The sequence below is a fragment of the Streptomyces hamibioticus genome, from assembly GCF_047946815.1.
Taxonomy (GTDB): domain Bacteria; phylum Actinomycetota; class Actinomycetes; order Streptomycetales; family Streptomycetaceae; genus Streptomyces.
The window spans coordinates 1,807,120-1,828,323 of the sequence record NZ_JBKKQY010000001.1; the positions used below are offsets into that span (position 1 = coordinate 1,807,120).

The 21,204-nt window shown below is 73.2% G+C and carries 20 protein-coding genes; 7 read left to right on the top strand and 13 right to left on the bottom strand.

The genetic code is table 11. The features are described from left to right. Nucleotides 1–4: 4 nt before the first annotated feature. Complete coding sequence (locus ACLGIH_RS08090) at nucleotides 5–463, top strand: DUF3093 domain-containing protein (RefSeq protein WP_416524547.1); 459 nt, start codon at nucleotides 5–7, stop codon at nucleotides 461–463. Between the two features lie 416 nt (nucleotides 464–879). On the opposite strand, the gene ACLGIH_RS08095 is transcribed toward ACLGIH_RS08090, so the two are convergent. The 4 genes from ACLGIH_RS08095 to ACLGIH_RS08110 form a co-directional block, all read right to left on the bottom strand. After that, nucleotides 880–1,821, bottom strand: coding sequence for a hypothetical protein (locus tag ACLGIH_RS08095; protein WP_416524548.1), 942 nt, complete (start codon nucleotides 1,819–1,821; stop codon nucleotides 880–882). A gap of 13 nt (nucleotides 1,822–1,834) precedes the next feature. Beyond that, complete coding sequence (locus tag ACLGIH_RS08100; RefSeq protein ID WP_003993510.1) at nucleotides 1,835–2,131, bottom strand: DUF4193 domain-containing protein; 297 nt, start codon at nucleotides 2,129–2,131, stop codon at nucleotides 1,835–1,837. Nucleotides 2,132–2,535: 404 nt separating this feature from the next. Beyond that, entirely contained in the window at nucleotides 2,536–3,774 is a 1,239-nt protein-coding gene (locus ACLGIH_RS08105; protein WP_416524549.1) for a sensor histidine kinase, read from the bottom strand. A 6-nt stretch (nucleotides 3,775–3,780) separates the two neighbouring features. Continuing rightward, a complete protein-coding gene (locus ACLGIH_RS08110; protein ID WP_003993508.1) occupies nucleotides 3,781–4,434 on the bottom strand; it encodes a response regulator transcription factor in 654 nt (217 codons plus the stop codon). Nucleotides 4,435–4,849: 415 nt separating this feature from the next. On the opposite strand from ACLGIH_RS08110, the gene ACLGIH_RS08115 reads away from it, so the two are divergent. Then, the gene (locus tag ACLGIH_RS08115) at nucleotides 4,850–5,023 is read left to right on the top strand and encodes a hypothetical protein (protein ID WP_416524550.1); all 174 of its coding nucleotides are present in this window, start codon (nucleotides 4,850–4,852) and stop codon (nucleotides 5,021–5,023) included. A 173-nt stretch (nucleotides 5,024–5,196) separates the two neighbouring features. Here ACLGIH_RS08115 and ACLGIH_RS08120 read toward each other — a convergent pair whose 3' ends face one another. Both ACLGIH_RS08120 and ACLGIH_RS08125 read right to left on the bottom strand, forming a co-directional pair. Continuing rightward, a complete protein-coding gene (locus ACLGIH_RS08120) occupies nucleotides 5,197–6,012 on the bottom strand; it encodes an inositol monophosphatase family protein (RefSeq protein ID WP_416529314.1) in 816 nt (271 codons plus the stop codon). Nucleotides 6,013–6,029: 17 nt separating this feature from the next. Then, nucleotides 6,030–7,157: a ferrochelatase gene (locus ACLGIH_RS08125; RefSeq protein WP_416524551.1), complete on the bottom strand. Its 1,128-nt coding sequence runs from the start codon at nucleotides 7,155–7,157 to the stop codon at nucleotides 6,030–6,032. 217 nt (nucleotides 7,158–7,374) lie between these two features. Here ACLGIH_RS08125 and ACLGIH_RS08130 point away from each other — a divergent pair, with 217 nt between their 5' ends. Together ACLGIH_RS08130 and ACLGIH_RS08135 are read left to right on the top strand one after the other, a co-directional pair. Further along, a complete protein-coding gene (locus tag ACLGIH_RS08130; RefSeq protein WP_416524552.1) occupies nucleotides 7,375–8,619 on the top strand; it encodes an MFS transporter in 1,245 nt (414 codons plus the stop codon). Next, nucleotides 8,573–9,898 (top strand): D-arabinono-1,4-lactone oxidase, encoded by a 1,326-nt coding sequence (locus ACLGIH_RS08135; RefSeq protein ID WP_416524553.1) that lies wholly within the window; start codon nucleotides 8,573–8,575, stop codon nucleotides 9,896–9,898. The genes ACLGIH_RS08130 and ACLGIH_RS08135 overlap by 47 nt, the downstream gene beginning before the upstream one ends. Here the strand turns inward: ACLGIH_RS08135 and ACLGIH_RS08140 are convergent. Further along, nucleotides 9,822–10,742: a hypothetical protein gene (locus tag ACLGIH_RS08140; RefSeq protein WP_416524554.1), complete on the bottom strand. Its 921-nt coding sequence runs from the start codon at nucleotides 10,740–10,742 to the stop codon at nucleotides 9,822–9,824. The two genes, ACLGIH_RS08135 and ACLGIH_RS08140, sit on opposite strands and share 77 nt — an antisense overlap. Nucleotides 10,743–11,214: 472 nt before the next feature. Between ACLGIH_RS08140 and sepH the strand changes: the two genes are divergently transcribed. Beyond that, a complete protein-coding gene (gene sepH, locus ACLGIH_RS08145) occupies nucleotides 11,215–12,267 on the top strand; it encodes a septation protein SepH (protein WP_416524555.1) in 1,053 nt (350 codons plus the stop codon). Between the two features lie 65 nt (nucleotides 12,268–12,332). On the opposite strand, the gene ACLGIH_RS08150 is transcribed toward sepH, so the two are convergent. Continuing rightward, entirely contained in the window at nucleotides 12,333–13,184 is an 852-nt protein-coding gene (locus ACLGIH_RS08150) for a sulfurtransferase (protein WP_416524556.1), read from the bottom strand. 294 nt (nucleotides 13,185–13,478) lie between these two features. On the opposite strand from ACLGIH_RS08150, the gene ACLGIH_RS08155 reads away from it, so the two are divergent. Continuing rightward, nucleotides 13,479–14,282: a VOC family protein gene (locus ACLGIH_RS08155; RefSeq protein WP_416524557.1), complete on the top strand. Its 804-nt coding sequence runs from the start codon at nucleotides 13,479–13,481 to the stop codon at nucleotides 14,280–14,282. 38 nt (nucleotides 14,283–14,320) lie between these two features. Here ACLGIH_RS08155 and ACLGIH_RS08160 read toward each other — a convergent pair whose 3' ends face one another. The 4 genes from ACLGIH_RS08160 to ACLGIH_RS08175 form a co-directional block, all read right to left on the bottom strand. After that, complete coding sequence (locus ACLGIH_RS08160) at nucleotides 14,321–14,971, bottom strand: thymidine kinase (protein WP_416524558.1); 651 nt, start codon at nucleotides 14,969–14,971, stop codon at nucleotides 14,321–14,323. Between the two features lie 44 nt (nucleotides 14,972–15,015). Continuing rightward, the gene (locus ACLGIH_RS08165; RefSeq protein WP_416524559.1) at nucleotides 15,016–16,263 is read right to left on the bottom strand and encodes an alkaline phosphatase family protein; all 1,248 of its coding nucleotides are present in this window, start codon (nucleotides 16,261–16,263) and stop codon (nucleotides 15,016–15,018) included. Next, complete coding sequence (locus ACLGIH_RS08170) at nucleotides 16,263–16,850, bottom strand: DUF5998 family protein (protein ID WP_416524560.1); 588 nt, start codon at nucleotides 16,848–16,850, stop codon at nucleotides 16,263–16,265. Before ACLGIH_RS08170 ends, ACLGIH_RS08165 begins: the two co-directional genes overlap by 1 nt. Before the next feature lie 71 nt (nucleotides 16,851–16,921). After that, complete coding sequence (locus ACLGIH_RS08175) at nucleotides 16,922–19,783, bottom strand: bifunctional acetate--CoA ligase family protein/GNAT family N-acetyltransferase (RefSeq protein ID WP_416524561.1); 2,862 nt, start codon at nucleotides 19,781–19,783, stop codon at nucleotides 16,922–16,924. 244 nt (nucleotides 19,784–20,027) lie between these two features. Here ACLGIH_RS08175 and ACLGIH_RS08180 point away from each other — a divergent pair, with 244 nt between their 5' ends. Next, the gene (locus ACLGIH_RS08180; protein WP_019755624.1) at nucleotides 20,028–20,309 is read left to right on the top strand and encodes an HPr family phosphocarrier protein; all 282 of its coding nucleotides are present in this window, start codon (nucleotides 20,028–20,030) and stop codon (nucleotides 20,307–20,309) included. A 159-nt stretch (nucleotides 20,310–20,468) separates the two neighbouring features. Here ACLGIH_RS08180 and ACLGIH_RS08185 read toward each other — a convergent pair whose 3' ends face one another. Next, nucleotides 20,469–21,164 carry a GntR family transcriptional regulator gene (locus ACLGIH_RS08185; protein WP_416524562.1) on the bottom strand — a complete coding sequence of 232 codons (696 nt, stop codon included), beginning with the start codon at nucleotides 21,162–21,164 and terminating at the stop codon, nucleotides 20,469–20,471. Nucleotides 21,165–21,204: the final 40 nt, after the last annotated feature.

Sequence of the window (21,204 nt, forward strand, 5' to 3'; positions counted from 1 at the left end):
CTCCATGCAGCTCTCCGCCACCCCGTACGAAGAACGCCTCACCGCTCCCCGCTCCTGGTGGTTCGGTTCCCTTCTGGTGGGACTCGCGGCGGCCCTGATCCTGCTGCCCTTCGGCACGCTGCCGATGCTCGGCGGCCTGGCCGGCGGGACGGCGGTGGCGGCGGTCGCCGCCAGTTCGTACGGCTCGGTCCGCATCCGCGTGGTGGGGGACGCGCTGATCGCGGGCGACGCGAGGATCCCGGTGGCGGCGCTGGGCGAGGCGGAGGTGCTGGACGCGGAGGAGGCCCGTGCGTGGCGTACGCACAAGGCCGACACCCGCGCCTTCCTGCTGCTGCGCGCCTACATCCCGACCGCCCTGCGGGTCGAGGTCGTCGACCCGCAGGACCCGACGCCGTACCTGTACCTGTCGACCCGGGAGCCGGAGCGCCTGGCGGAGGCGCTGCGGGCGGCGAGGACTGCCTAGGCGCGACGGAGGGGCCCTGCCGGGGGTCGCGTGCCGGGCAGGGGTCCCTGCCGGACGTTGTACGGGGCGCGGTGGTGCGCCCGGCCTGCCGTTACGGGGCGCGGGCGGCGACGTCCAGGGCGCCGGGAGGGGCACGCGGCAGGCAGCGAGAGGTACGCGGCAAGCCGTCTCTGGGGGCGCGGGAGTGGCTGACCCACGGGGCCGGTCCTGGTCGGCCGGTTCCGGACGGTTCCGGACGGTTCCGGACGGTTCCCGGTTGGCGCACGGGCCGGTCATGGCAGGTCACTGCCGGTCATCGCCCGTTCCCGGCCGGTCCTCGTGGCGGTCGGGCCGGGTACCCGGTGCCGCGCCGCCGGTCCGGGGAATCGTCGGCCGCCTCCGGAGAGCGGAGGCGGCGAGCATCCCGCCGAGGGCGGTCAGCGCTCGTCGCGTCCTCTGCGGTGCCCGAGCCGCTTCGTGGCCTCGCCCATGTCCAGGGCGTCGGCCGGGGTCTCCAGGGCGGGCAGATCCGGCAGCGCGTCCCACGGCACCTGCCGCTTGCGCAGGTCCTGCCGGATGCGAGTGGCGAGCTTCCTGGTGTCGCGGCGGTTCATGACGGCGCCCACGGCGGCTCCCACCATGAACGGCATCAGGTTCGGCAGGTTGCGCACCATCCGCTTCATGATCTGCTGCCGCAGCTGGCGCTTCATGTGGCCGTTCATCGCCGCGCCGAGGGACGACGGCTTGGCCACGTCGATGCCGCGCTCGTCCGACCAGGAGTTCAGGTACGCGGTACTGCGCTGGGCGAGCGTGCCCGGTGGCCGCAGGCCGTAGACCTCGTGCAGCTCGGCGATCAGCTTGAGCTCGATCGCCGCGACGCCGGTGACCTCCGCGGCCAGTTCCGCGGGCATGGCCGGCGGCACGGGCAGCATCGCCGCCGCTCCGATCCCCGCTCCGACCGTCGCCGTGCCCTTGGCGGCACCGGCCACCAGCCGGTCGGCCAGCTCCTCGGGGCCGAGGCCCGGGAACTGCCTGCGGAGCGTCGCCAGGTCCCGCACGGGGACCCGCGGGGTGATGTCGATGATCCGGTCGGCGAGATGCGCCAGGGCCGCCCTGGCACGGTCGCCGCCCTTGCGGATGCCGCCGCCGGCCCTCTCCCGGAACACCGCTGCCCGGCGCCGGGCAGCGGGGGCCGGGGCCGTCGCGGGGGCCGGGAGGTCACTCCGGCCGCCCGGGCCGGGAGCCGGTTCGAGCGAGGCCCCTCCCGGATCGGTCGGGCCCCGCTCGTCGTCACGCGCGCGGTGCGGGCCGTCGGACGGCCCTTGGTCCGCTCCCCGCTTGGAGAAGCGGCGCTTCCAAGGAGGGGTCGAGCCAGTCACGGCCGACCCCGCCTCAGTCGCAGTCGCGGCAGATCGGCTGGCCGTTCTTCTCCCGGGCCAGCTGACTGCGGTGGTGCACCAGGAAGCAGCTCATGCAGGTGAACTCGTCCTGCTGCTTCGGAAGTACACGGACGGCCAGTTCCTCGTTCGACAGGTCGGCGCCGGGAAGCTCGAGGCCCTCGGCGGCCTCGAATTCGTCGACGTCGACGGCCGAGGCCGACTTGTCGTTCCGCCGGGCCTTCAGTTCTTCGAGGCTGTCCGAGTCGACGTCGTCGTCGGTCTTGCGTGGAGTGTCGTAATCGGTTGCCATGTCGCTCTCCCCCTCTGGGTGTCTGCGGTGTCTCCAGCGCACGTAACGCGTGAGAGGCCGGACTTGTGCCCGACCCGAGGCGGAGATTTTGCCTCACATCAAGGTCTGTTACTCAATCGACACCCAACCGGACTCCTCATGAGTGATCGGCTTGGATGGCGAAGGGGACCGTACACGGTCCGATTGCCGCTCCTCAAAGGCGCCTCACCGTGTACTTCCCGTGATCAGGACACCTGAAAACCAGGATTATCCCGACTTTCCGACAGGGTGCATGATCACGGAGCGTATATGGCCGGAAAAGTGTCGCTGTGATCGATCACACACTGACGAGAAAGGCCGACGGCCAGGAAATTACGCTCAAAGCGAACATTCCCGAGGGCGGCGAAGTGATCGGCGCCATGATCTCAGATCGGCAGGGTCACCCGCATCATGAGCCCACCCCCTTCGCGCGGCTGGGCGTAGATGTGGCCGCCGTGCGCCCGGGCCACGGAACGGGCGATGGACAGGCCGAGGCCGACGCCCTTGTCGCTGCCGGTGCGCTCCGTGCGCAGCCTGCGGAACGGCTCGAAGAGGTTGTCGATCTCGTACGCCGGCACCACCGGGCCCGTGTTGGTCACGACCAGGACCGCCTGGCCGTGCTGGACCTCCGTGGTGACCTCGACCCAGCCCTCCTCGGCGACGTTGTACCGCACGGCGTTCTGCACCAGGTTCAGCGCGATGCGCTCCAGCAGCACGCCGTTGCCCTGCACGACGCTCGGCTTGCGCTCGCCGCGGATCGCCACGCCCTTGGCCTGCGCCTCGGCGTGCACCTGGTCGATGGCCTGGGTGGCGACCTCCGCCAGGTCCACCGGCTTGCGCTCGACGATCTGGTTGTCGCTGCGGGCGAGCAGCAGCAGCCCCTCGACGAGTTGCTCGCTGCGCTCGTTGGTGGCCAGCAGCGTCTTGCCGAGCTGCTGGAGCTCCACCGGGGCGTTCGGGTCCGACAGGTGGACCTCGAGGAGGGTGCGGTTGATCGCCAGCGGGGTACGCAGCTCGTGCGAGGCGTTGCCGACGAAGCGCTGCTGGGCGGTGAAGGCGCGCTGCAGCCGCTCCAGCATGTCGTCGAACGTGTCCGCCAGCTCCTTCAGCTCGTCGTCAGGGCCGTCCAGCTCGATCCGGCGGGACAGGTCGGAGCCGGCCACCGCGCGGGCGGTGCGGGTGATCCGGCCCAGCGGCGACAGGACCCGGCCGGCCATGGCGTAACCGAAGGCGAAGGCGATCACGGCGAGGCCCAGGAGGGCCAGCAGGGAGCGGCTGAGCAGGTTGTCGAGGGCGTGCTGGCGCTGCTCGTTGACGCACTCGTTGAGCGCCTGGTTGAGCTCGTTCGCAGGCAGCTGGGACGTGCGGAGGTCGCACACCTCGCTGGACACACCACCGGACACGATCTTGAACGGCAGCTCGCCGCCGACGTTGAGCGCGCTGGCGGCGAACAGGTAGATGATCGACAGCAGCAGGATGCCCGCGATCAGGAACATGCCGCCGTACAGCAGCGTGAGCCGTATCCGGATGGTGGGCCGCAGCCACGGGAACGGCGCCGCCTGACGCGGGTCCCACGTGGGCTTCGGGGGCGTCTGGGGAGGCGCCGGGGCCGGTGTCGCTGCCATGGGCGATCAGATCCGGTAACCGGAGCCGGGAACCGTGACGATCACGGGCGGCTCGCCCAGCTTGCGGCGCAGCGTCATGACGGTCACCCGGACCACGTTGGTGAACGGGTCGGTGTTCTCGTCCCACGCCTTCTCCAGCAGCTGCTCCGCCGAGACGACCGCGCCCTCGCTGCGCATCAGCACCTCCAGCACGGCGAACTCCTTGGGCGCCAGCTGCACCTCCTTGCCGTCGCGGAACACCTCGCGGCGATTGGGGTCCAGCTTGATCCCGGCGCGCTCCAGGACGGGCGGCAGCGGCACGCTGGTGCGCCGGCCCAGGGCGCGTACGCGCGCGATCAGCTCGCTGAACGCGAAGGGCTTGGGCAGATAGTCGTCGGCGCCGATCTCCAGACCCTCGACGCGGTCGCTGACGTCGCCGGACGCCGTGAGCATCAGCACGCGCGTGGGCATGCCGAGTTCGACGATCTTGCGGCAGACATCGTCGCCGTGCACGAGCGGGAGGTCGCGGTCGAGGACGACCACGTCGTAGTCGTTGACGCCGATGCGCTCCAGGGCGGCCGCACCGTCGTACACGACGTCGACGGCCATGGCCTCCCGGCGCAGTCCGGTGGCCACCGCATCGGCGAGCAGTTGCTCGTCCTCGACGACGAGTACGCGCACGTCGCATGTCCTTCCTGTGTCCACCCGCGCAGGCGCCGCTCCGGGCGCGCACGGGCAGGGGTCGGGTGGGTGTGTTGCCTCCATCCTGCCCTTTTCGGCCATAAGTCGGCTGTAAGGCGGGGGACCGGGGCGGAAGCCGGACCGTGGACCGGGAATGCGGGATTTTCTCGTGCGGTTGAGGTTTCCGCGGAAGGGAGCTGGGGGAGGACGGCTTTACACCCCGCGATCACGCTCTGCCGTACCGCACGACCAGCGGTGCGCAGCGGTCCGCTTCCCGCATGGCGGGCGGGGGTGTCCGGCACCGTCGCCGCCCGGCAGCGCGGTGCGCCGGGCACCCTCCGGGAGACGTGATCGCCCCTTGCGAACGGCACACCCCCGTGCCACCGACCCACGACCCAGGACGAGGGGGCGCAGCATGGACGCTTTCACCGCAGGACTTCTGCAGCGCATAAGGGCGACCGAGTCCGACCTGTCGCGGGCCCGTGACGAGGGCGACGACTTCCTCGTCGAGGTGGAACTCGGCGAACTGGACGACCTTCGCCGCCTCGCCGCCGAGCACGGTGTCGAGGTGGGCACGACCAGCGTCTGACCCACCCGCGAACGAACCATCCAGAGCTGCCCCGGCGAGATCCAGCGCCGGGGCAGCTTCTTTGTCGGTTCGTACGTCGGCTCGTACGTCGGCTCGTCCGCCTCCGGGGGCGCGTCGGGGCCGTGGGTGCTGGTGTCCCCTTGGCGGCACGGGGCCGCCGGGCACGCCGCCCGTCAGTCCCGCAGGGCGCCGGCGTCCTCCAGGAGGCGCTGGAGGGGTTCGAAGACGCCCGGTGAGGCCGCGATCGCCAGCTCGCCCGACGGGCGCTCTCCGGGGCGTCCACCGGTGCGCGCGCCCGCCTCGCGGGCGATCAGGTCGCCCGCGGCCATGTCCCACGGGTGCAGCCCGCGCTCGTAGTAGCCGTCCAGGCGGCCCGCGGCCACGTCGCACAGGTCGATCGCGGCCGAGCCGCCCCGCCGGATGTCGCGCACCAGCGGGATCAGCCGCCGGGCGACGTCGGCCTGGCGGGCGCGGACCTCGGCGACGTAGTTGAAGCCGGTGGAGATCAGGGCCTGGTCCAGGGGCGGCGAGGGGCGGCACGCGAGCCTTCGGTCGCCGTCCCAGGAACCCGTCGCCCAGGCGCCGGCGCCCCGGACCGCCCGGTACGTCTCACCGCGCATCGGCACCGCCACCACGCCGACGACGGTCTCGCCGTCGTGCTCGGCGGCGATGGAGACCGCCCAGGTGGGCAGGCCGTACAGGTAGTTCACCGTGCCGTCGAGAGGGTCGATCACCCAGCGGACGCCGCTCGTACCCTCGGTGGCGGCGCCCTCCTCGCCGAGGATGCCGTCGTCCGGGCGGCGGTCGCCGATCAGGCCGGTGATCAGCTTCTCCGCCGCGATGTCCATCTCGGTGACCACGTCGATCGGACTGGACTTGGTGGCGGCCACCTCGAGGTCGGCCGGGCGGCCGTCGCGCAGCAGGTCTCCGGCGCGGCGCGCGGCCTCCCGCGCGATCTCCAGCAGTTCCTCGTGCAGGGGGTCGGTCACGGCGGTCACGGGGCTCCTCACGCGTAGGGGCTGTCGGCGCCCGCGGCGGCGGGGCGGGGGGTGCGGGCCGGGCAGCAGCCGGCCGGGCAGAGGTTGTGGCTCGCGCCGAGCGCGCCCAGGGCGCACGGCGTGACCTCCTGCCCGCGTTCGTCGGCGGCGCGCTCCAGGACCAGGTCGCGGATGGCCGCGGCGAAGCGCGGGTCGGCGCCCACCGTGGCCGAGCGGCGCACCGGCAGGCCCAGTTCCGCCGCCTTGGCCTTGGCCTCGGTGTCGAGGTCGTACAGGACCTCCATGTGGTCGGAGACGAAGCCGATCGGCGCCATGACGACGGCCGGGGCTCCGGCGGCGTGCCGCTCCTCCAGGTGATCGCAGATGTCGGGCTCCAGCCAGGGGATGTGCGGGGCGCCGGAGCGGGACTGGTAGACGAGCTGCCAGGGGTGGTCGACGCCGGTGCGCTCGCGGACGGCGTCGGCGATCAGCCGGGCCACGTCCAGGTGCTGCCTGACGTACGCCCCGCCGTCGCCGTGCTCCTCGGCCGGGCCGGAGGTGTCGGCGGCGGAGGTGGGGATGGAGTGCGTGGTGAAGGCGATGTGCGCGCCCGCGCGGACCTCCTCGGGAAGGCCGGCGAGGGACTCCACGACGCCGTCGGTCATCGGCTCGACGAAGCCGGGGTGGTTGAAGTAGTGCCGCAGCTTGTCGATCCTCGGGAGGTCCAGGCCCTCGGCGTCCAGCGTCGCCAGGGCGTCGGCGAGGTTCTCGCGGTACTGACGGCAGCCCGAGTACGAGGCGTAGGCGCTGGTGGCGAGGACGAGGATGCGGCGCCGGCCGTCTTGCACCATCTCGCGCAGGGTGTCCGTCAGGTAGGGCGCCCAGTTGCGGTTGCCCCAGTAGACGGGCAGCTCCAGGCCGTGCTCGGAGAAGTCCTTGCGGAGGGCGTCCAGCAGGGCGCGGTTCTGGTCGTTGATCGGGCTGACCCCGCCGAAGAGGAAGTAGTGCTGCCCCACTTCCTTGAGGCGTTCTGTGGGGATGCCGCGCCCGCGTGTCACGTTCTCCAGGAAGGGGACCACGTCGTCCGGGCCCTCCGGGCCGCCGAACGAGAGCAGGAGCAGGGCGTCATAGGGGCTGGCATCGAGCACGTCTGGCATGTCTCGATCCTGCCACCCGGCACTGACAGCCGGGAAACGGCGGGGCGGCGTGGGCGGCGGAGCCGACCGGAAGCGGGGTGCGTTCGGCGCCGCCGGGCCGGTAATCTGTACCGGTTGTATGCACGCCTTACCGAGCGTGTACCGAGCCGCCCCGAGCATTCTTCGCCTTCTTCGCCGAGCCCTGCCGTGACTCGCTGAGCCGCCTCCGGAGACCCCGTTGCCCAGCCCCTACCGCGCCCTGTTCGCCGCCCCAGGCTCCAAGGGCTTCTCCGCCGCGGGCTTCCTCGGCCGGATGCCACTGTCGATGATGGGCATCGGCGTGGTGACCATGATCTCGCAGCTCACCGGCCGCTACGGGCTGGCCGGTGCGCTGGCCGCCACCATCGCGCTGGCCGCCGCGCTGGCCGGGCCCCAGGTGTCGCGCCTGGTCGACCAGCACGGGCAGCGGCGCGTGATGCGTCCGGCGACGCTGATCTCGCTCGTCGCCGCGGCCGTGCTGCTGTTCGCCGCGCACTACGGGTGGCCGGACTGGGTACTGTTCGTGTCCTGCGTCGGCATCGGCTGTGTGCCCAGTGTCGGCGCGATGGTCCGGGCCCGCTGGGCCGCGCTGTACCGGGGCACGCCGCAACTGCACACCGCGTACTCCTTCGAGTCCGTGGTGGACGAGATCTGCTTCATCTTCGGGCCGATCATCTCCATCGGCCTGTCCACGGCCTGGTTCCCGGAGGCGGGGCCCCTGCTGGCCGGCTGCTTCCTGGCGGTCGGCGTGTTCTGGCTGACCGCCCAGAGCGCCACCGAGCCCGAGCCGCACCCGCGCGAGCGGCACGGCGGCGGCACCGCGCTGCGTTCGCGGGGGCTGCAGGTCCTGGTGGCTACGTTCGTGGCGACCGGGGCCATCTTCGGGGCGGTCGACGTGGTCACCGTGGCGTTCGCCGAGGAGCAGGGGCACAAGGCCGCCGCCAGTGTCGTGCTCGCCCTGTACGCGACGGGCTCGTGCGTGGCCGGCATGGTCTTCGGGCTGCTGCGCTTCGCGGGAGCGCCCGAGCGTCGCTGGCTGCTGGGCGTGTGTGCGATGGCCGTGAGTATGATCCCCCTCCTACTGGTCGGAAACTTGCCGCTTCTGGCCGTGGCGCTCTTCCTTGCGGGTCTGTCCATCGCTCCGACGATGATCACGACGATGTCCCTCATCGAGGAGCACGTACCACGCGCACAGCTGACCGAGGGCATGACCTGGGTGAGCACCGGGCTCGCGGTCGGGGTCGCGCTCGGCTCCGCCGCGAGCGGCTGGGTGATCGACGCAGCCGGGGCGCGTGCCGGGTACGGGGTGCCGGCCGTGTCCGGTGCCGTCGCGGTCGCGGTCGGTTTCCTCGGGTACCGCCGGCTCAGGCAGCCGGCTCCGCGTCGGGGAGGGACCGTTGAGCAGCACACGCACGGCGAGCCGCAGGAACGGCACATGGCGTAACTGGGGCGGCACCGTCGCCGCCCGCCCCGCGCGGGAGGTCTCCCCCGCCTCGGTCGACGAACTGGCCGACGCCGTGCGCAGGGCGGCCGAGGACGGGCTGCCGGTGAAGGCCGTCGGCTCCGGGCACTCCTTCACCTCCATAGCGGCGACGGACGGTGTGTTGATACGTCCTCAACTGTTGACGGGCATACGGAGGATCGACCGGGCCGCCATGACCGTCACGGTCGAGGCCGGCACCCCGCTCAAGAGGCTCAACATGGCGCTCGCGCGGGAGGGCCTGTCGCTGACCAACATGGGCGACGTCATGGAGCAGACGGTCTCCGGAGCGATCGGCACCGGTACGCACGGCACCGGCCGTGACTCGGCCTCCGTCGCCGCCCAGATCCGGGGGCTCGAGCTGGTCACGGCGGACGGCTCGGTGCTGACCTGCTCCGAGACGGAGAACCCGGAGGTCTTCGCCGCCGCCCGCATCGGCCTCGGCGCCCTGGGGATCGTCACCGCGATCACCTTCGCCGTGGAGCCCCTCTTCCTGCTCACGGCCCGCGAGGAGCCGATGCGCTTGGACCGGGTCCTGGCCGACTTCGACGAACTGTGGGCCGAGAACGAGCACTTCGAGTTCTACTGGTTCCCCCACACCGGGAACACCAGCACCAAGCGCAACAACCGCAGCGCGGGCCCGGAGCAGCCGGTGGGGCGGCTCCAGGAGTGGTTCGAGGACGAGTTCCTCTCCAACGGCGTCTTCCAGGCGGCCAACTGGGTCGGCCGCGCGGCGCCCGCCACGGTCCCGGCGATCGCGCAGATCTCCAGCAGGGCGCTGTCCGCGCGCACCTACACCGACATCCCGTACAAGGTCTTCACATCGCCGCGCCGGGTCCGGTTCGTGGAGATGGAGTACGCCGTTCCGCGGGAGGCCGCCGTGCAGGTGCTGCGCGAGCTGAGGGCGATGGTGGACCGCTCCCGGCTCCGGATCAGCTTCCCCGTCGAGGTGCGCACCGCCCCCGCCGACGACATCACGCTGTCCACGGCCTCGGGCCGCGACACCGCCTACATCGCCGTGCACATGTTCCGGGGCACGCCCTACCAGGCGTACTTCACCGCCGCCGAGCGCATCTTCACCGCGCACGAGGGGCGGCCGCACTGGGGGAAGATCCACACCCGGGACACGGCGTACTTCTCCCGGGTGTATCCGCGTTTCGGCGAGTTCACGGCGCTGCGGGACCGTCTTGATCCGGACCGCCGGTTTCGGAACGACTACTTGCGGAGGGTTCTGGGGGCGTAGCCGACGGGTCGGGGGCCGGGTCCGGGGCGCCGCCGGGCTCCCGGCCGTCGGTGCCGGTCGGAGTGGGCGCCGGACCGGGCGTCGTGCCGCCGCTCTCCGGGGAGCCGCCACCGGGCGAGGTGGCGTCACCGGTCCCGCTCGGCGTCCCGGAGGGGGTGCCCGTCGGAGACCCGCCGCCGGAACCGCCGCGCTCGCCCGGGTCTTCGGAACCGTCCCGGTCGCCCTGGTCGTCCCGGCCGTCCCGGTCGCCCTGGTCGCCCTGGTCGCCCGAGCCCCCCGAGTCCGGTCCGGGCTCGGCGCCGCCGGTCAGGGCCGCGCCGACCGTCGTACCGCCGCCACCGCCGAGGCTGTGGCCCGAGGCGAGTTCGTACGCCGTGACGCCGGCCATCGTGACGCCGAAGACCAACGCCGCCGCGACCAGCGGGCGCTTCCGGCCGCGGACCCGTGCCCGGTGGACTGTGCCCTCGGTGAACTCGGTGAATTCGGTGAACTCGCCGGGGGCGGAGGGCGTCCGCCCGCGTGGCGGCCACTCCGGCCCGGCCGCCACGGCGGCCGTTCCGCGGGCGCGTTCACCGGAGCGCCGGGCCCTCAGCTGCTCACCGGTCCGTTGGAAGAAGTGCTGGAAGAGCGTGCCGCCGCAGGTCGCGACGACACTGATCAGGCCGGCGCCGAGGATGGTGCCGTAGACGCCGAAGGACGAGGCGAGCTTCGCGGCCACCACCGCCGCAAGGGCGCCGCCGGCCACTTGAGGCACGCTCAGATCGAGCCGCCCGGCCTTGGTCTCCCCCTCGCCCCTGGCCTGAACACCGCCGCCGTCACCGCCGACTTCGGGCCTTTCACGCATCACCGGATCTTGCCTGTCTTTCCCGTACGCGATTGATCAACTGTACGAGAAAGGGACGTACGGGCGAATCTGTCAGTTCCGTTTCTGGTGATTGCGTGAAGTACACCACTTCCAAGATCGCGCGGATCCGGCCAGGGGCGGCCAAGAGGCCCCTCTTGCCGGAAGTCGGACGGCGTGCCAATCCACGCACGTGGCCCGAATGGAGTACTGTTGCGAGCCCTGGGTCCGGCCTCCCGTCAGGGGGTTCGGGGCCGTCAAGGCCCGCCGGGAAGGGGCTAGTTGCACAGGGTGACGGAGTTGGTCACTTAGCGTTGCGAATAGGTAACCGTGCCATAACGGCGATCCAGGGCCCGCGCCCGACACGCCGGGCAACTCGGCAAGGTTGTGGCAGGCTGCACCCGGGCAGGCCACACTCGACAGAGCGGAAGCAGCGACGCACGTGACGTCGGCAGGCACCACCCGGGAGGTCCCCATGCCCGAACTGCGTGTCGTGGCCGTCTCGAATGACGGCACACGGCTGGTGCTGAAGGCTGCGGACGCAACGGAGTACACGCTTCCGATTGACGAACGCCTGCGCGCCGCCGTGCGTGGCGACCGTCCCCGCCTCGGCCAGATCGAGATCGAGGTGGAGAGCCATCTCCGCCCCCGCGACATCCAGGCGCGTATACGCGCGGGTGCCACCGCGGAAGAGGTCGCCCAGATGGCCGGCATCCCCGTCGACCGCGTACGCCGGTTCGAGGGCCCGGTGCTGGCCGAGCGCGCCTTCATGGCCGAGCGGGCCCGCAAGACCCCCGTCCGCCGCCCCGGCGAGAACTCCGGGCCGCCTCTCGGCGAGGCCGTCCAGGAGCGACTGCTGCTGCGCGGCGCGGACAAGGACACCGTCCAGTGGGACTCCTGGCGCCGCGACGACGGCACCTGGGAAGTGCTGCTGGTCTACCGGGTCGCGGGCGAGCCGCACTCGGCGAGCTGGACCTACGACCCGCCCCGGCGGCTGGTCCAGGCCGTCGACGACGAGGCGCGCGCGCTGATCGGCGAGACCGACGATCTCGCGGCACCCGAGCCCAGCTTCCCGTTCGTCCCGCGCATCGCCCGGCTGCCGCGCGACCGCCCGCTGGACCGCCCCGCCGACCGGGAGCGGCCCAGCCTGCCCGCGCCGGCCTCCGAGCCCGCCGAGGACGGCACCGGCAGCGGCGAGCGGGACTCGCTGACCAGCCTCCTGGAGGCGGTGCCGAGCTTCCGCGGCGACCTGGTCGTCCCCGAACGCCCGTCGGCCTCCGCCGAACCGCCCGAGGAACCCGACGAGGAACCGGCGGCCGAGGAGCCCCCGGCGCCCGCGGCATCGGCCGGTGCCGGCTCCGCGTACGCCGACGTGCTCATGCCGCGCTCGGTGGCCAGCCACCGCGACCGGCTCATCGGCTCCACCGACCGCCAGGCGGAGGCGGACGGCGTCCGTCCGGGCCGCCGCGCGGCGGTGCCGAGCTGGGACGAGATCGTCTTCGGAACGCGGCGGAAGAAGCAGGAGTAACGGGCCGTACGGGATCCAGGGGTGGGCCGGTCGGGCACACCCCTGCGTCCCGCGCGGGCGTGGCCCTACTGCGGGTCCGGGCCCACGGCCACCGGCCGCTGCGGGTCCGACGACCACTCGGACCAGGAACCCACGTACAGCTCGGCCGGAATGCCCGCGACCGCCAGGGCCAGCACCTCGTGGGCCGCGGACACGCCCGAGCCGCAGTACACGCCCACCCCGGTGCCCTCGGCGGCGCCCAGTCCCTTGAAGCGGGCGTGCAGTTCCTCTGCGGGCAGGAAGCGTCCGTCGGGCCCCACGTTCTCGCTCGTCGGCGCGGACACCGCGCCCGGGATGTGCCCGCCGACCCGGTCGATCGGCTCGGTCTCGCCCCGGTACCGCTCCCCCGCGCGCGCGTCGAGCAGCAGACCCGACCGGGCCAGCGCGGCGGCCCCGTCCGCGTCCAGCAGCCCCCGCGCGCCCGGCACCGGCCGGAAGTCACCCGGCTCCGGCGTGGGGACGTCCGTGGACAGCGCCCCCTGCCAGGCGGTCAGCCCGCCGTCGAGGACCCGCACGTCCGGGTGCCCCGTCCAGCGCAGCAGCCACCAGGCACGGGCCGCCGCCCAGCCCTGACCGCCGTCGTAGACGACGACCGGGCGGCCGGACGACACGCCCGCCCGGCGCATCGCCGCGCCGAACACCGACAGGTCGGGCAGCGGGTGCCGGCCGCCGGGTCCGGGCGCGGAGGCGAGTTCGGTGTCCAGGTCCACGAAGACCGCTCCGGGAAGGTGCCCGGCCGCGTATTCGGCCCGTCCGTCGAACGGCGGTTCACCGGCGGCCCGGGCCGTGCTGAGCTGCCAGCGGACGTCGAGCAGCACCGGCGGGTCGCCGCCCGCCAGGTCGTTCGCGAGATCCGTTGCGGAGATGATGGCGTTCATGGCCACCATCCTGGCGCACCGGGTGGCCGAGGCGTCGATGTCGGGCTACTCTGCCCGCCGGACACTCCCGGTCACGAGGCGTACGGGATCGGGCACATGCTGTACAGCCGATCGACACCGCCGGCCATCGTGCGAACGGACAGCGGACCGCACATCAGGCATTCTCCGGCCGGCCGGGGCATCGCGCGGGGCGCGCCCCCGGCGCACGGAACCGGGGGCGGTGCCAGCATCGGCACGGGGGTCCGTCAGAGCGGAAGCGACACGGCGCCGCGAGGGGCCGAGAGAAGAGTGACGATGACCGACGCACCGGGTCCGGCCGGCTCCACCGGTGAGGAGAACGCCCGGCACGCGCCCGGCACGCCCTGCTGGGTGAGTCTGATGGTGCACGGACCGGCCGCGACCCAGGAGTTCTACGGAGCGCTGTTCGGCTGGGAGTTCCGGCCCGGTCCGCAACAGCTCGGCCCCTACGCGCGGGCACTGCTGGACGGGCAGGAGGTGGCCGGTATCGGCCAGCTGCCCGCGGACCGGCAGCTGCCGATCGCCTGGACGCCGTACTTCGCCTCCGACGACGTGGACCGGACGGCCGACACGGTCCGCCTGTGCGGTGGCACGGTCGGCGTGGGCCCGCTGGACGCGGCCGAGGCCGGGCGCATGGCGATCGGTTCCGACCCGTCGGGCGCCGTCTTCGGCGTCTGGCAGGCGGCCGCGCACCTCGGCACGGCCGTCACGGGCGTGCCCGGCGCACCCGCCTGGAACGAGCTGCTGACCTACGAGTCGGCGAGTGTCGCCAAGTTCTACGAGACGGTGTTCGGCCATGCCCAGGAGCCGGTGGTGTCCGCCGACTTCGACTACGTGACCCTGCACGTCGACGGCCGTCCCGTCGCCGGCATCCGGGGCGTCGGCAGCGCCCTGCCCCGGGACCGGGGCCCGCACTGGCTGACGTACTTCGAGGCGGCCGACGTCGACGAGTCCGCCCGGCGCCTCGCAGGTCTGGGGGGCCACGTCCTGACGCCCGCCCGGGACACCGCGCACGGCCGGGTGGCCATGGTGGCGGACCCTGAGGGGGCGCGGTTCGCGCTGGTGCAGAGCGGGCGCTGAGGCGCCGGACGCGTGCGGCCGCCCGGGCGTCCTGCCGGTCAGGCGGGGGCGACCGGCAGGACGTCCGGGGAGAGGACGCCGGCCCGCGCCGAGGCGCTGGTCATGCGGCGGCGGTGGTGGCGGCGGCACAGCACCTCGTAGCCGACCTCGGCCGCGGGGCGGTTCACGTCGCCGACCACGACCTGCTCGCCCTCGACCACCATCTCGCCGCCGACCGTCCGGGCGTTGTGCGTGGCGCGGGCGCCGCACCAGCACATCGCCTCGACCTGGAGGGTCTCGATGCGGTCGGCCAGCTCGATCAGCCGCTGGGAGCCGGGGAACAGCTTGGTGCGGAAGTCGGTGGTGATGCCGAACGCGAAGACGTCCAGGCCGAGGTCGTCCACGACCCGGGCGAGCTGGTCGATCTGCTCCGGGGCGAGGAACTGCGCCTCGTCCACGATCACGTAGTCCACCTTGCCGCCGCGGGACATCTGGTCCACGACGTAGGCGAACAGGTCCATCCCGGAGGCCGCCTCGACCGCCTCGGTCACCAGACCGAGCCGCGAGGACAGCTTCCCCTTCCCCGCCCGGTCGTCACGGGTGAAGATCAGGCCCTGGAGGCCGCGTGCCGACCGGTTGTGCCCGATCTGGAGAGCCAGCGTCGACTTCCCGCAATCCATCGTTCCGGAGAAGAACACCAGCTCGGACATGGGGAGATGAGCACCTTTCGGCGGGGTGGGGGTGAGGGGCGGCGTCAGGAGCGTACTTCGAGCAGCGGGACCAGCTGCTCGGCGCGGGTCATCGAGCCGTGGTTGCCGGTCATCGCCGACTCCTTCGGCTCCCGCTCGGAGGCGATGAGCAGGACGTCGTCGCGGGCGGCGGCGACCACGTCACCGATGCGGTCGTACACCCGGGCGTCCACGTCCGGGCCGAACCAGCCGGCCGCGATCGCCTCGTCCCGCGAGGCCACCCAGAACTGCTCGCCGAGCACCTCGCGCCAGCAGGTCAGGACGTCGTTCTGGGCGCCGGGGATGGCGTAGACGTGGCGGGCGCGGCCCTCGCCGCCGAGCAGGGCGACGCCGGCGCGCAGCTCCCAGTCCTCGTCGAAGTCGATGCGGTGCTCCTCGTCGAAGGGCACGTCGACCATGCCGTGGTCGGCGGTGACGTAGAGCGCGCTGCGCGGCGGCAGTTGCTCGGCCAGGCGCTGGACCAGCCGGTCGACATGGCCGAGCTGGCCGCGCCAGGTGTCGGAGTCGACGCCGAAGCGGTGTCCGGCGCCGTCGACCTCGGCGTAGTACGTGTAGACCAGGGAGCGGTCGCCGGCGGCCAGCTGCTCGGCGGCGAGGTCCATGCGCTCCTCGCCGGAGAGCCTGCCGAGGAAGGTGCCGCCGCTGAGCGCGACCTTGGTCAGCGGGGTGTTCTCGAAGTGCGGGGAGGAGACCTGCACGGCGTGCACCCCGGCCTCGTGGGCCAGCTGGAAGACCGTCGGGCGGGGCTGCCAGGCGCGCGGCTCCGTCCAGGGCTGCCAGCGCAGCTGGTTCATCAGCTCGCCGGTGTCCGGATTGCGCACGGTGTAGCCGGGCAGGCCGTGGGCGCCCGGCGGCAGGCCGGTGCCGACGGAGGCGAGGGAGGTGGCGGTGGTCGCCGGGTAGCCCGCGGTGATCGGGCGGCCGGTGCCGCCGCGGGAGCTGCCCAGCAGCGACGTCATGAAGGGGGCGTCCTCCGGGTGCTCCCGCAGCTGCTCCCAGCCGAGTCCGTCGATGAGGAAGACGCAGGCGCGGTCGGTGGGGGCCAGCTCCTCGATGGCGGGGGTCATGCCGGGGACGCCGAGGCCCGCGGCCAGGGTGGGCAGCAGGTCGGCGAGCGAGCCGCTGCCGTACTCGGGTACGGGCGCGGAGGCGACGGGCAGCGGCTCGGGGTCCGGGCCCCAGGCGGCGGGGACGGGAGGGGTGGGCACGGAGCGCCCTCGGCCGTCGGCGGCGGGGGGAGACGGGCGGGACATCAGTGGCCGGTGTCCGCGGTCGCCTCGGAGAGGGCCTGCGCGAAGGCGAGGGCCTGGCGCACCGTCTCGGGACCGTCCCCGGCCTCGCTGACGCGCAGGCTGAGGTCGTCGGCCGTGGAGCTGCCGGTGTAGCCGTGGTCGGCCTCGCAGTTGGGGTCTCCGCAGGCGGCGGGCTCCAGGTCGATCCGGGAGACGGCACCCCAGCCGATGGTCAGCACGATCTCGCGGGGCAGGGTGCCCGGCTTGTACTGCTCCGGGTTGGCGACCACGCGGCTGACGACGATCGACGAGATCCGGCCGAGCTTGACCGACTCCGTGGACGTCGTCGCGTACGGCGTCGGGGAGGTGTCGTCGGCGGCCTGCTCGTCGGTGTGGCTGACGATGAAGCGGTTGTCCGTGAGGACCAGCACGGTCACGTGCCGGCGCACCTCGTTCTGGTCGAACGTGGTCTCCTGGTGGACCAGGTACGACCGGACGGGTTCGCCGCCCACGGCGGCCTCCACCGCCTCGGCCACGAGGGCCGGGTAGTAGCCGCTGCGCTCGATCGCCGCACGCAGCCCCTGGGTCGTCGTACTGGTCTTGGCCATGCGCTCCATCCTACGGGGGCCCACTGACTGCGAGGCACCGCTCGGCCCGTATTCGTACGGTTGTGCGGGAGTCAGTAGACCGGGAGCGTGCGCGGGCCGAGGTCGTCCCGGGCCGGGGGCGGGGCGAGGCGGACGGAGGCGCCGAGCACGCTGAGGCCCTGCGGGGCGACGACGACGGGTTCGAGGGTGACCGCGACCACCTCAGGGTGGTCGTCGACCAGGCGGGAGACCCGCAGCAGCAGTTCCTCCAGGGCGGGGGTGTCGACGGGGGCCGAGCCGCGCCAGCCGAAGAGGAGCGGGGCGGTGCGGACCGAGCGGACGAGGGAGGTGGCCTCCCGGTCGGTGACCGGGATCAGGCGGTGCGCCACGTCGCCGAGGAGCTGGGTCGCGGCCCCGGCGAGTCCGAAGGACAGCACGGCGCCGGCCGCCGGGTCGATGACGGCCCGCACGACCGTGTCCACCCCGCGCGGTGCCATGGCCTGGACGACCGGGCGCAGCTCCGCCGGGTCGCCGAACAGCCCGGTCAGTTCCTCGTACGCCCGCCGCAGCTGCTCCTCGTCCGCCAGGTCCAGGCGTACGCCGCCCAGGTCGGCGCGGTGGCGCAGGTGCGGGGCGGTGGCCTTGAGGGCGACCGGGTAGCCGATGCCCCGCGCGGCGGCGACCGCGTCGGCGGCGGTGGGCGCGGGCAGGGCGCGGTGGAGACGGATGCCGTACCGGCCGAAGAGCGCGCAGGTGTCCTCCGTGCCGAGGGTGAGGCCCTGCCCGCGCGCGAGGAGGCCGTCGATCAGCTCGGCGGCGCCCTTTTCGTCGATGTCCTCGTACTCGGGGACCTTGCCGGGGTCGGCGGCCTCGCGGCGCCACTGGGCGTAGTGGACGGCCTGGGAGAGGGCGCGGACGGCGCGTTCGGCGGCGGGGTAGGCGGGGATGAGGTGGGTGCCCTCGGGGGCCCGGACGGCGGGCGGTCGCTGCTCGGGCGGGGCCGGTGGGGTGCCGGGGGCCGCCTGCGGTGCGGTGCTGGCCGCCGCGGACAGGGCCTCGGCGAGACCGCCGAGCTCGACGTGCACCACGAGGACGGGCTTGCCGGGTGCCGACGCCGCCGCCGACCGCAGGGCCTCGGCGAGGGCGGCGTCGCCGGAGGTGCCCTCCCCCACCGTCGGGATGGCGGTCACCACCACGGCGTCGCAGGTGTCGTCGGCCAGGGCACGGGTCAGGGCCGCGTGGAAGTCGTCCGGCGTGGCGACCGTCGTCAGGTCCAGCGGGGAGTGCGGGCGCAGTCCCTCGGCGAGGCAGGCGTCGTAGGTGAGCAGGCCGAGCGACTCGGAGTTGCCGAGGATGGCCACGCGCGGCCCGGCGGGCAGCGGCTGCCGGGCCAGCAGCAGGCCCGCGTCGACCAGGTCGGTGATCGTGTCGACCCGGATCACGCCGGCCTGCCGCAGCAGTGCGGAGACGGTCTCGTGGGGCAGCCGGGTGGCGCGCACGGCGTGGCCCTGCGGGGCCGCGCTGCGGTGGCGGGCGCCCTGCACCACGACCAGCGGCTTGGCCGCCGCCGTGCGGCGTGCCAGGCGGGTGAACTTGCGCGGGTTGCCGATGGACTCCAGGTACATCAGGGCGACGTCGGTGTCCGGGTCGTCGTACCAGTACTGCAGGACGTCGTTGCCGGAGACGTCGGCGCGGTTGCCGGACGAGACGAAGGTCGAGACGCCCGTGACGCCCGTGACCCCGCTGCCGCGCCGGTGCAGCCGGGACAGCAGGGCGATGCCGATGGCGCCGGACTGGGCGAACAGCCCGATCCGGCCCGGGTGGGGCATCTCGGGGGCGAGGGAGGCGTTGAGCCGGACCTCGGGCGAGGTGTTGACGATGCCGAAGGCGTTGGGGCCGATGATCCGCATGCCGTACGTGCGCGCGTGCCGCACGAGGGCGCGCTGGCGCCGGCGCCCCTCGGGGCCGCTCTCGGCGTAGCCGGCGGAGATCACGACCAGGCCCTGCACCCCGTGCTCGCCGCACTCGGTGACGACCTCGGGGACGTGCTCGGCGGGGACGGCGACGACCGCGAGGTCGACGGGGCCGTCGATGTCCCGCACCGAGCGGTGGGCGGGCACGCCGTCGAGTTCCTGCTGCCCCTCGGTCAGGGCCCGGTTCACGGCGTGCAGCCGGCCGGTGAACCCGGCGTCGCGGATGTTGCCGAGGATGCTGCGGCCCACGCCGCCGGGTGCGCGGCCGGTGCCGATGACGGCGACGGAGCCGGGCGCCAGCAGCCGCTGCACGGAGCGGGCCTCGGCGCGCTGTTCGCGCGCGTACTGCACGGCGAGGGAGCGGTCGGTGGGTTCGAGGTCGAACTCCAGGCGGACGACACCGTCCTCGAAGCTGCGCTTCTGGGTGTACCCGGCGTCCGTGAACACCTTGATCATCTTGGTGTTGGCGGGCAGCACCTCGGCGGCGAAGCGGCGGATGCCGCGCTCCCGGGCGACGGCGGCGATGTGCTCCAGCAGGGCGGAGGCGACGCCCCGGCCCTGGTGGGCGTCCTGGACGAGGAAGGCGACCTCGGCCTCGTCGGAGACGGAGGGGGCGGGCACGGAGCGCCCTCCGGCGAGGGCGGTGGCGGGCGACGGGCGGGAGGAGGCGGGTGTTCCGTCGGGGCCGATCCGGTCGTAGCGTACGGTGGCGATGAACTCGCCGCCCACCGTGGCCGCGAGTCCCACCCTGTCCACGAAGTCGTGGTGCGTGAAGCGGTGGACGTCCTTGGCGGACAGGCGAGGGTACGGCGCGAAGAAGCGGTAGTACTTCGACTCGTCGGAGACCTGCTCGTAGAAGCTGACCAGGCGCTCGGCGTCATCAACGGTGATGGGGCGGACGCGCGCGGTGCCGCCGTCGCGCAGCACCACGTCGGCTTCCCAGTGGGCGGGGTACTCGTGCCGGTCCGGCGAGGTCTGCATGGGCCCCAGAGTACGGCTCGCGTGCGACAACGGCGCGAGGCAGTCTGTGGGGGACGCCCCGGGCTCCCCGGGCTTCCTGGGCAACCGGGCGACCGGGACAACAAGGACGAACACGAGCGATGACGAGGTCGGGCCGAGGCCGCGGTCCGACCACCGTCCCGCAGCGGTGTGCGCCGCTGCGGGCACGCTTCACGATATGGGAAACTGGTCTAGACAACCCTGAACACCTGAAGGGCAGCATCACATGGCTGAGCGCCGCGTCAACGTCGGCTGGGCCGAGGGCCTCCACGCCCGTCCCGCCTCCATCTTCGTCCGAGCCGCCACGGCCACAGGCGTCCCGGTGACGATCGCCAAGGCCGACGGCAACCCCGTCAACGCGGCCTCCATGCTGGCCGTCCTGGGCCTGGGCGCCCAGGGTGGCGAGGAGATCGTGCTCGCCTCCGACGCCGAGGGCGCGGACGCCGCCCTGGACCGGCTGGCGAAGCTGGTCTCCGAGGGGCTCGAGGAGCTTCCCGAGACCGTCTGAGGCAGCCGCCTCCCAGCGGTCCGCAACACCGAAGGGCTCGTCCGGATTACCGGGCGAGCCCTTCGCATTTCGCTTTTTACGGGCGGCAGGAATCAGTCGCGCCCCAGGGAAAAGAAAATCCCCTCGAATTATCGGCCCCTCTTGTGTACGACGCCCGCGTTAATTCCGCAGGCTCGGCGTGTTTACGGCACGTTGCGAGTTCCTCACACGGCCCGTCCGCTCACCCCCGGAGGCGAGGCGCAGCCGGTGCGCCGCCGCCGACCGTTCGGTGTGCAGCGCGGTGAGCGCCCGCGCGCGCTCGCCGTCGCCGCGGGCCACGGCGTCGACGATCGCCCCGAGCTCCGCCCACGACTCCGCCGGCCCGGCCGGCGCCTCCACCGCGTACATCCAGGCGATCTTGTGCCGCAGCTGGGCCAGCATCGCGATGAGGGCGGGACTGCCGGAAGCCTGGGCGAGCGTCTCGTGGAACCAGCCGTTCAGGGAGCGCAGGTCGTCGCTGGTGCCCTGGCGGGCGCGGGCCTGCCCCAGCCGGACCAGACCGCGCAGCACCTTGAGATGGGCATCCGTGCGGCGCTGGGCGGCCCGCGCGGCACCGAGGGGCTCCAGCAGCAGCCGCATCTCCAGCAGGTCGGCGGCCTCCTGCTCGGTGGGTTCCGCCACGCACGCGCCCGCGTGCCTCCGGGTCACCACGAAGCCCTCGGCCTCCAGGGTGCGCAGGGCTTCGCGCACGGGGACGCGGGAGACGCCGTAGCGGCGCGCGAGGAGTTCCTCGGTGAGCCGGCTGCCGCGCTCGTAGACACCGGCGACGATGTCGTTTCGGATCGCCGTGCAGACCGAGTGCGCCGGAATACGCATGACCGACCTCCGCATTGATCCCGTGCACCGCCGATGATTG

Coding starts and splice junctions, on each gene's coding strand:
- ACLGIH_RS08105 (WP_416524549.1), bottom strand. CDS start 3,774: ATGGCAGCGACACCGGCCCCGGCGCCTCCCCAGACGCCCCCGAAGCCC.
- ACLGIH_RS08170 (WP_416524560.1), bottom strand. CDS start 16,850: ATGGCCAAGACCAGTACGACGACCCAGGGGCTGCGTGCGGCGATCGAG.
- ACLGIH_RS08125 (WP_416524551.1), bottom strand. CDS start 7,157: ATGCCAGACGTGCTCGATGCCAGCCCCTATGACGCCCTGCTCCTGCTC.
- ACLGIH_RS08155 (WP_416524557.1), top strand. CDS start 13,479: ATGACCGACGCACCGGGTCCGGCCGGCTCCACCGGTGAGGAGAACGCC.
- sepH (WP_416524555.1), top strand. CDS start 11,215: ATGCCCGAACTGCGTGTCGTGGCCGTCTCGAATGACGGCACACGGCTG.
- ACLGIH_RS08160 (WP_416524558.1), bottom strand. CDS start 14,971: ATGTCCGAGCTGGTGTTCTTCTCCGGAACGATGGATTGCGGGAAGTCG.
- ACLGIH_RS08115 (WP_416524550.1), top strand. CDS start 4,850: ATGGACGCTTTCACCGCAGGACTTCTGCAGCGCATAAGGGCGACCGAG.
- ACLGIH_RS08165 (WP_416524559.1), bottom strand. CDS start 16,263: ATGTCCCGCCCGTCTCCCCCCGCCGCCGACGGCCGAGGGCGCTCCGTG.
- ACLGIH_RS08150 (WP_416524556.1), bottom strand. CDS start 13,184: ATGAACGCCATCATCTCCGCAACGGATCTCGCGAACGACCTGGCGGGC.
- ACLGIH_RS08185 (WP_416524562.1), bottom strand. CDS start 21,164: ATGCGTATTCCGGCGCACTCGGTCTGCACGGCGATCCGAAACGACATC.
- ACLGIH_RS08180 (WP_019755624.1), top strand. CDS start 20,028: ATGGCTGAGCGCCGCGTCAACGTCGGCTGGGCCGAGGGCCTCCACGCC.
- ACLGIH_RS08175 (WP_416524561.1), bottom strand. CDS start 19,783: ATGCAGACCTCGCCGGACCGGCACGAGTACCCCGCCCACTGGGAAGCC.
- ACLGIH_RS08090 (WP_416524547.1), top strand. CDS start 5: ATGCAGCTCTCCGCCACCCCGTACGAAGAACGCCTCACCGCTCCCCGC.
- ACLGIH_RS08100 (WP_003993510.1), bottom strand. CDS start 2,131: ATGGCAACCGATTACGACACTCCACGCAAGACCGACGACGACGTCGAC.
- ACLGIH_RS08140 (WP_416524554.1), bottom strand. CDS start 10,742: ATGCGTGAAAGGCCCGAAGTCGGCGGTGACGGCGGCGGTGTTCAGGCC.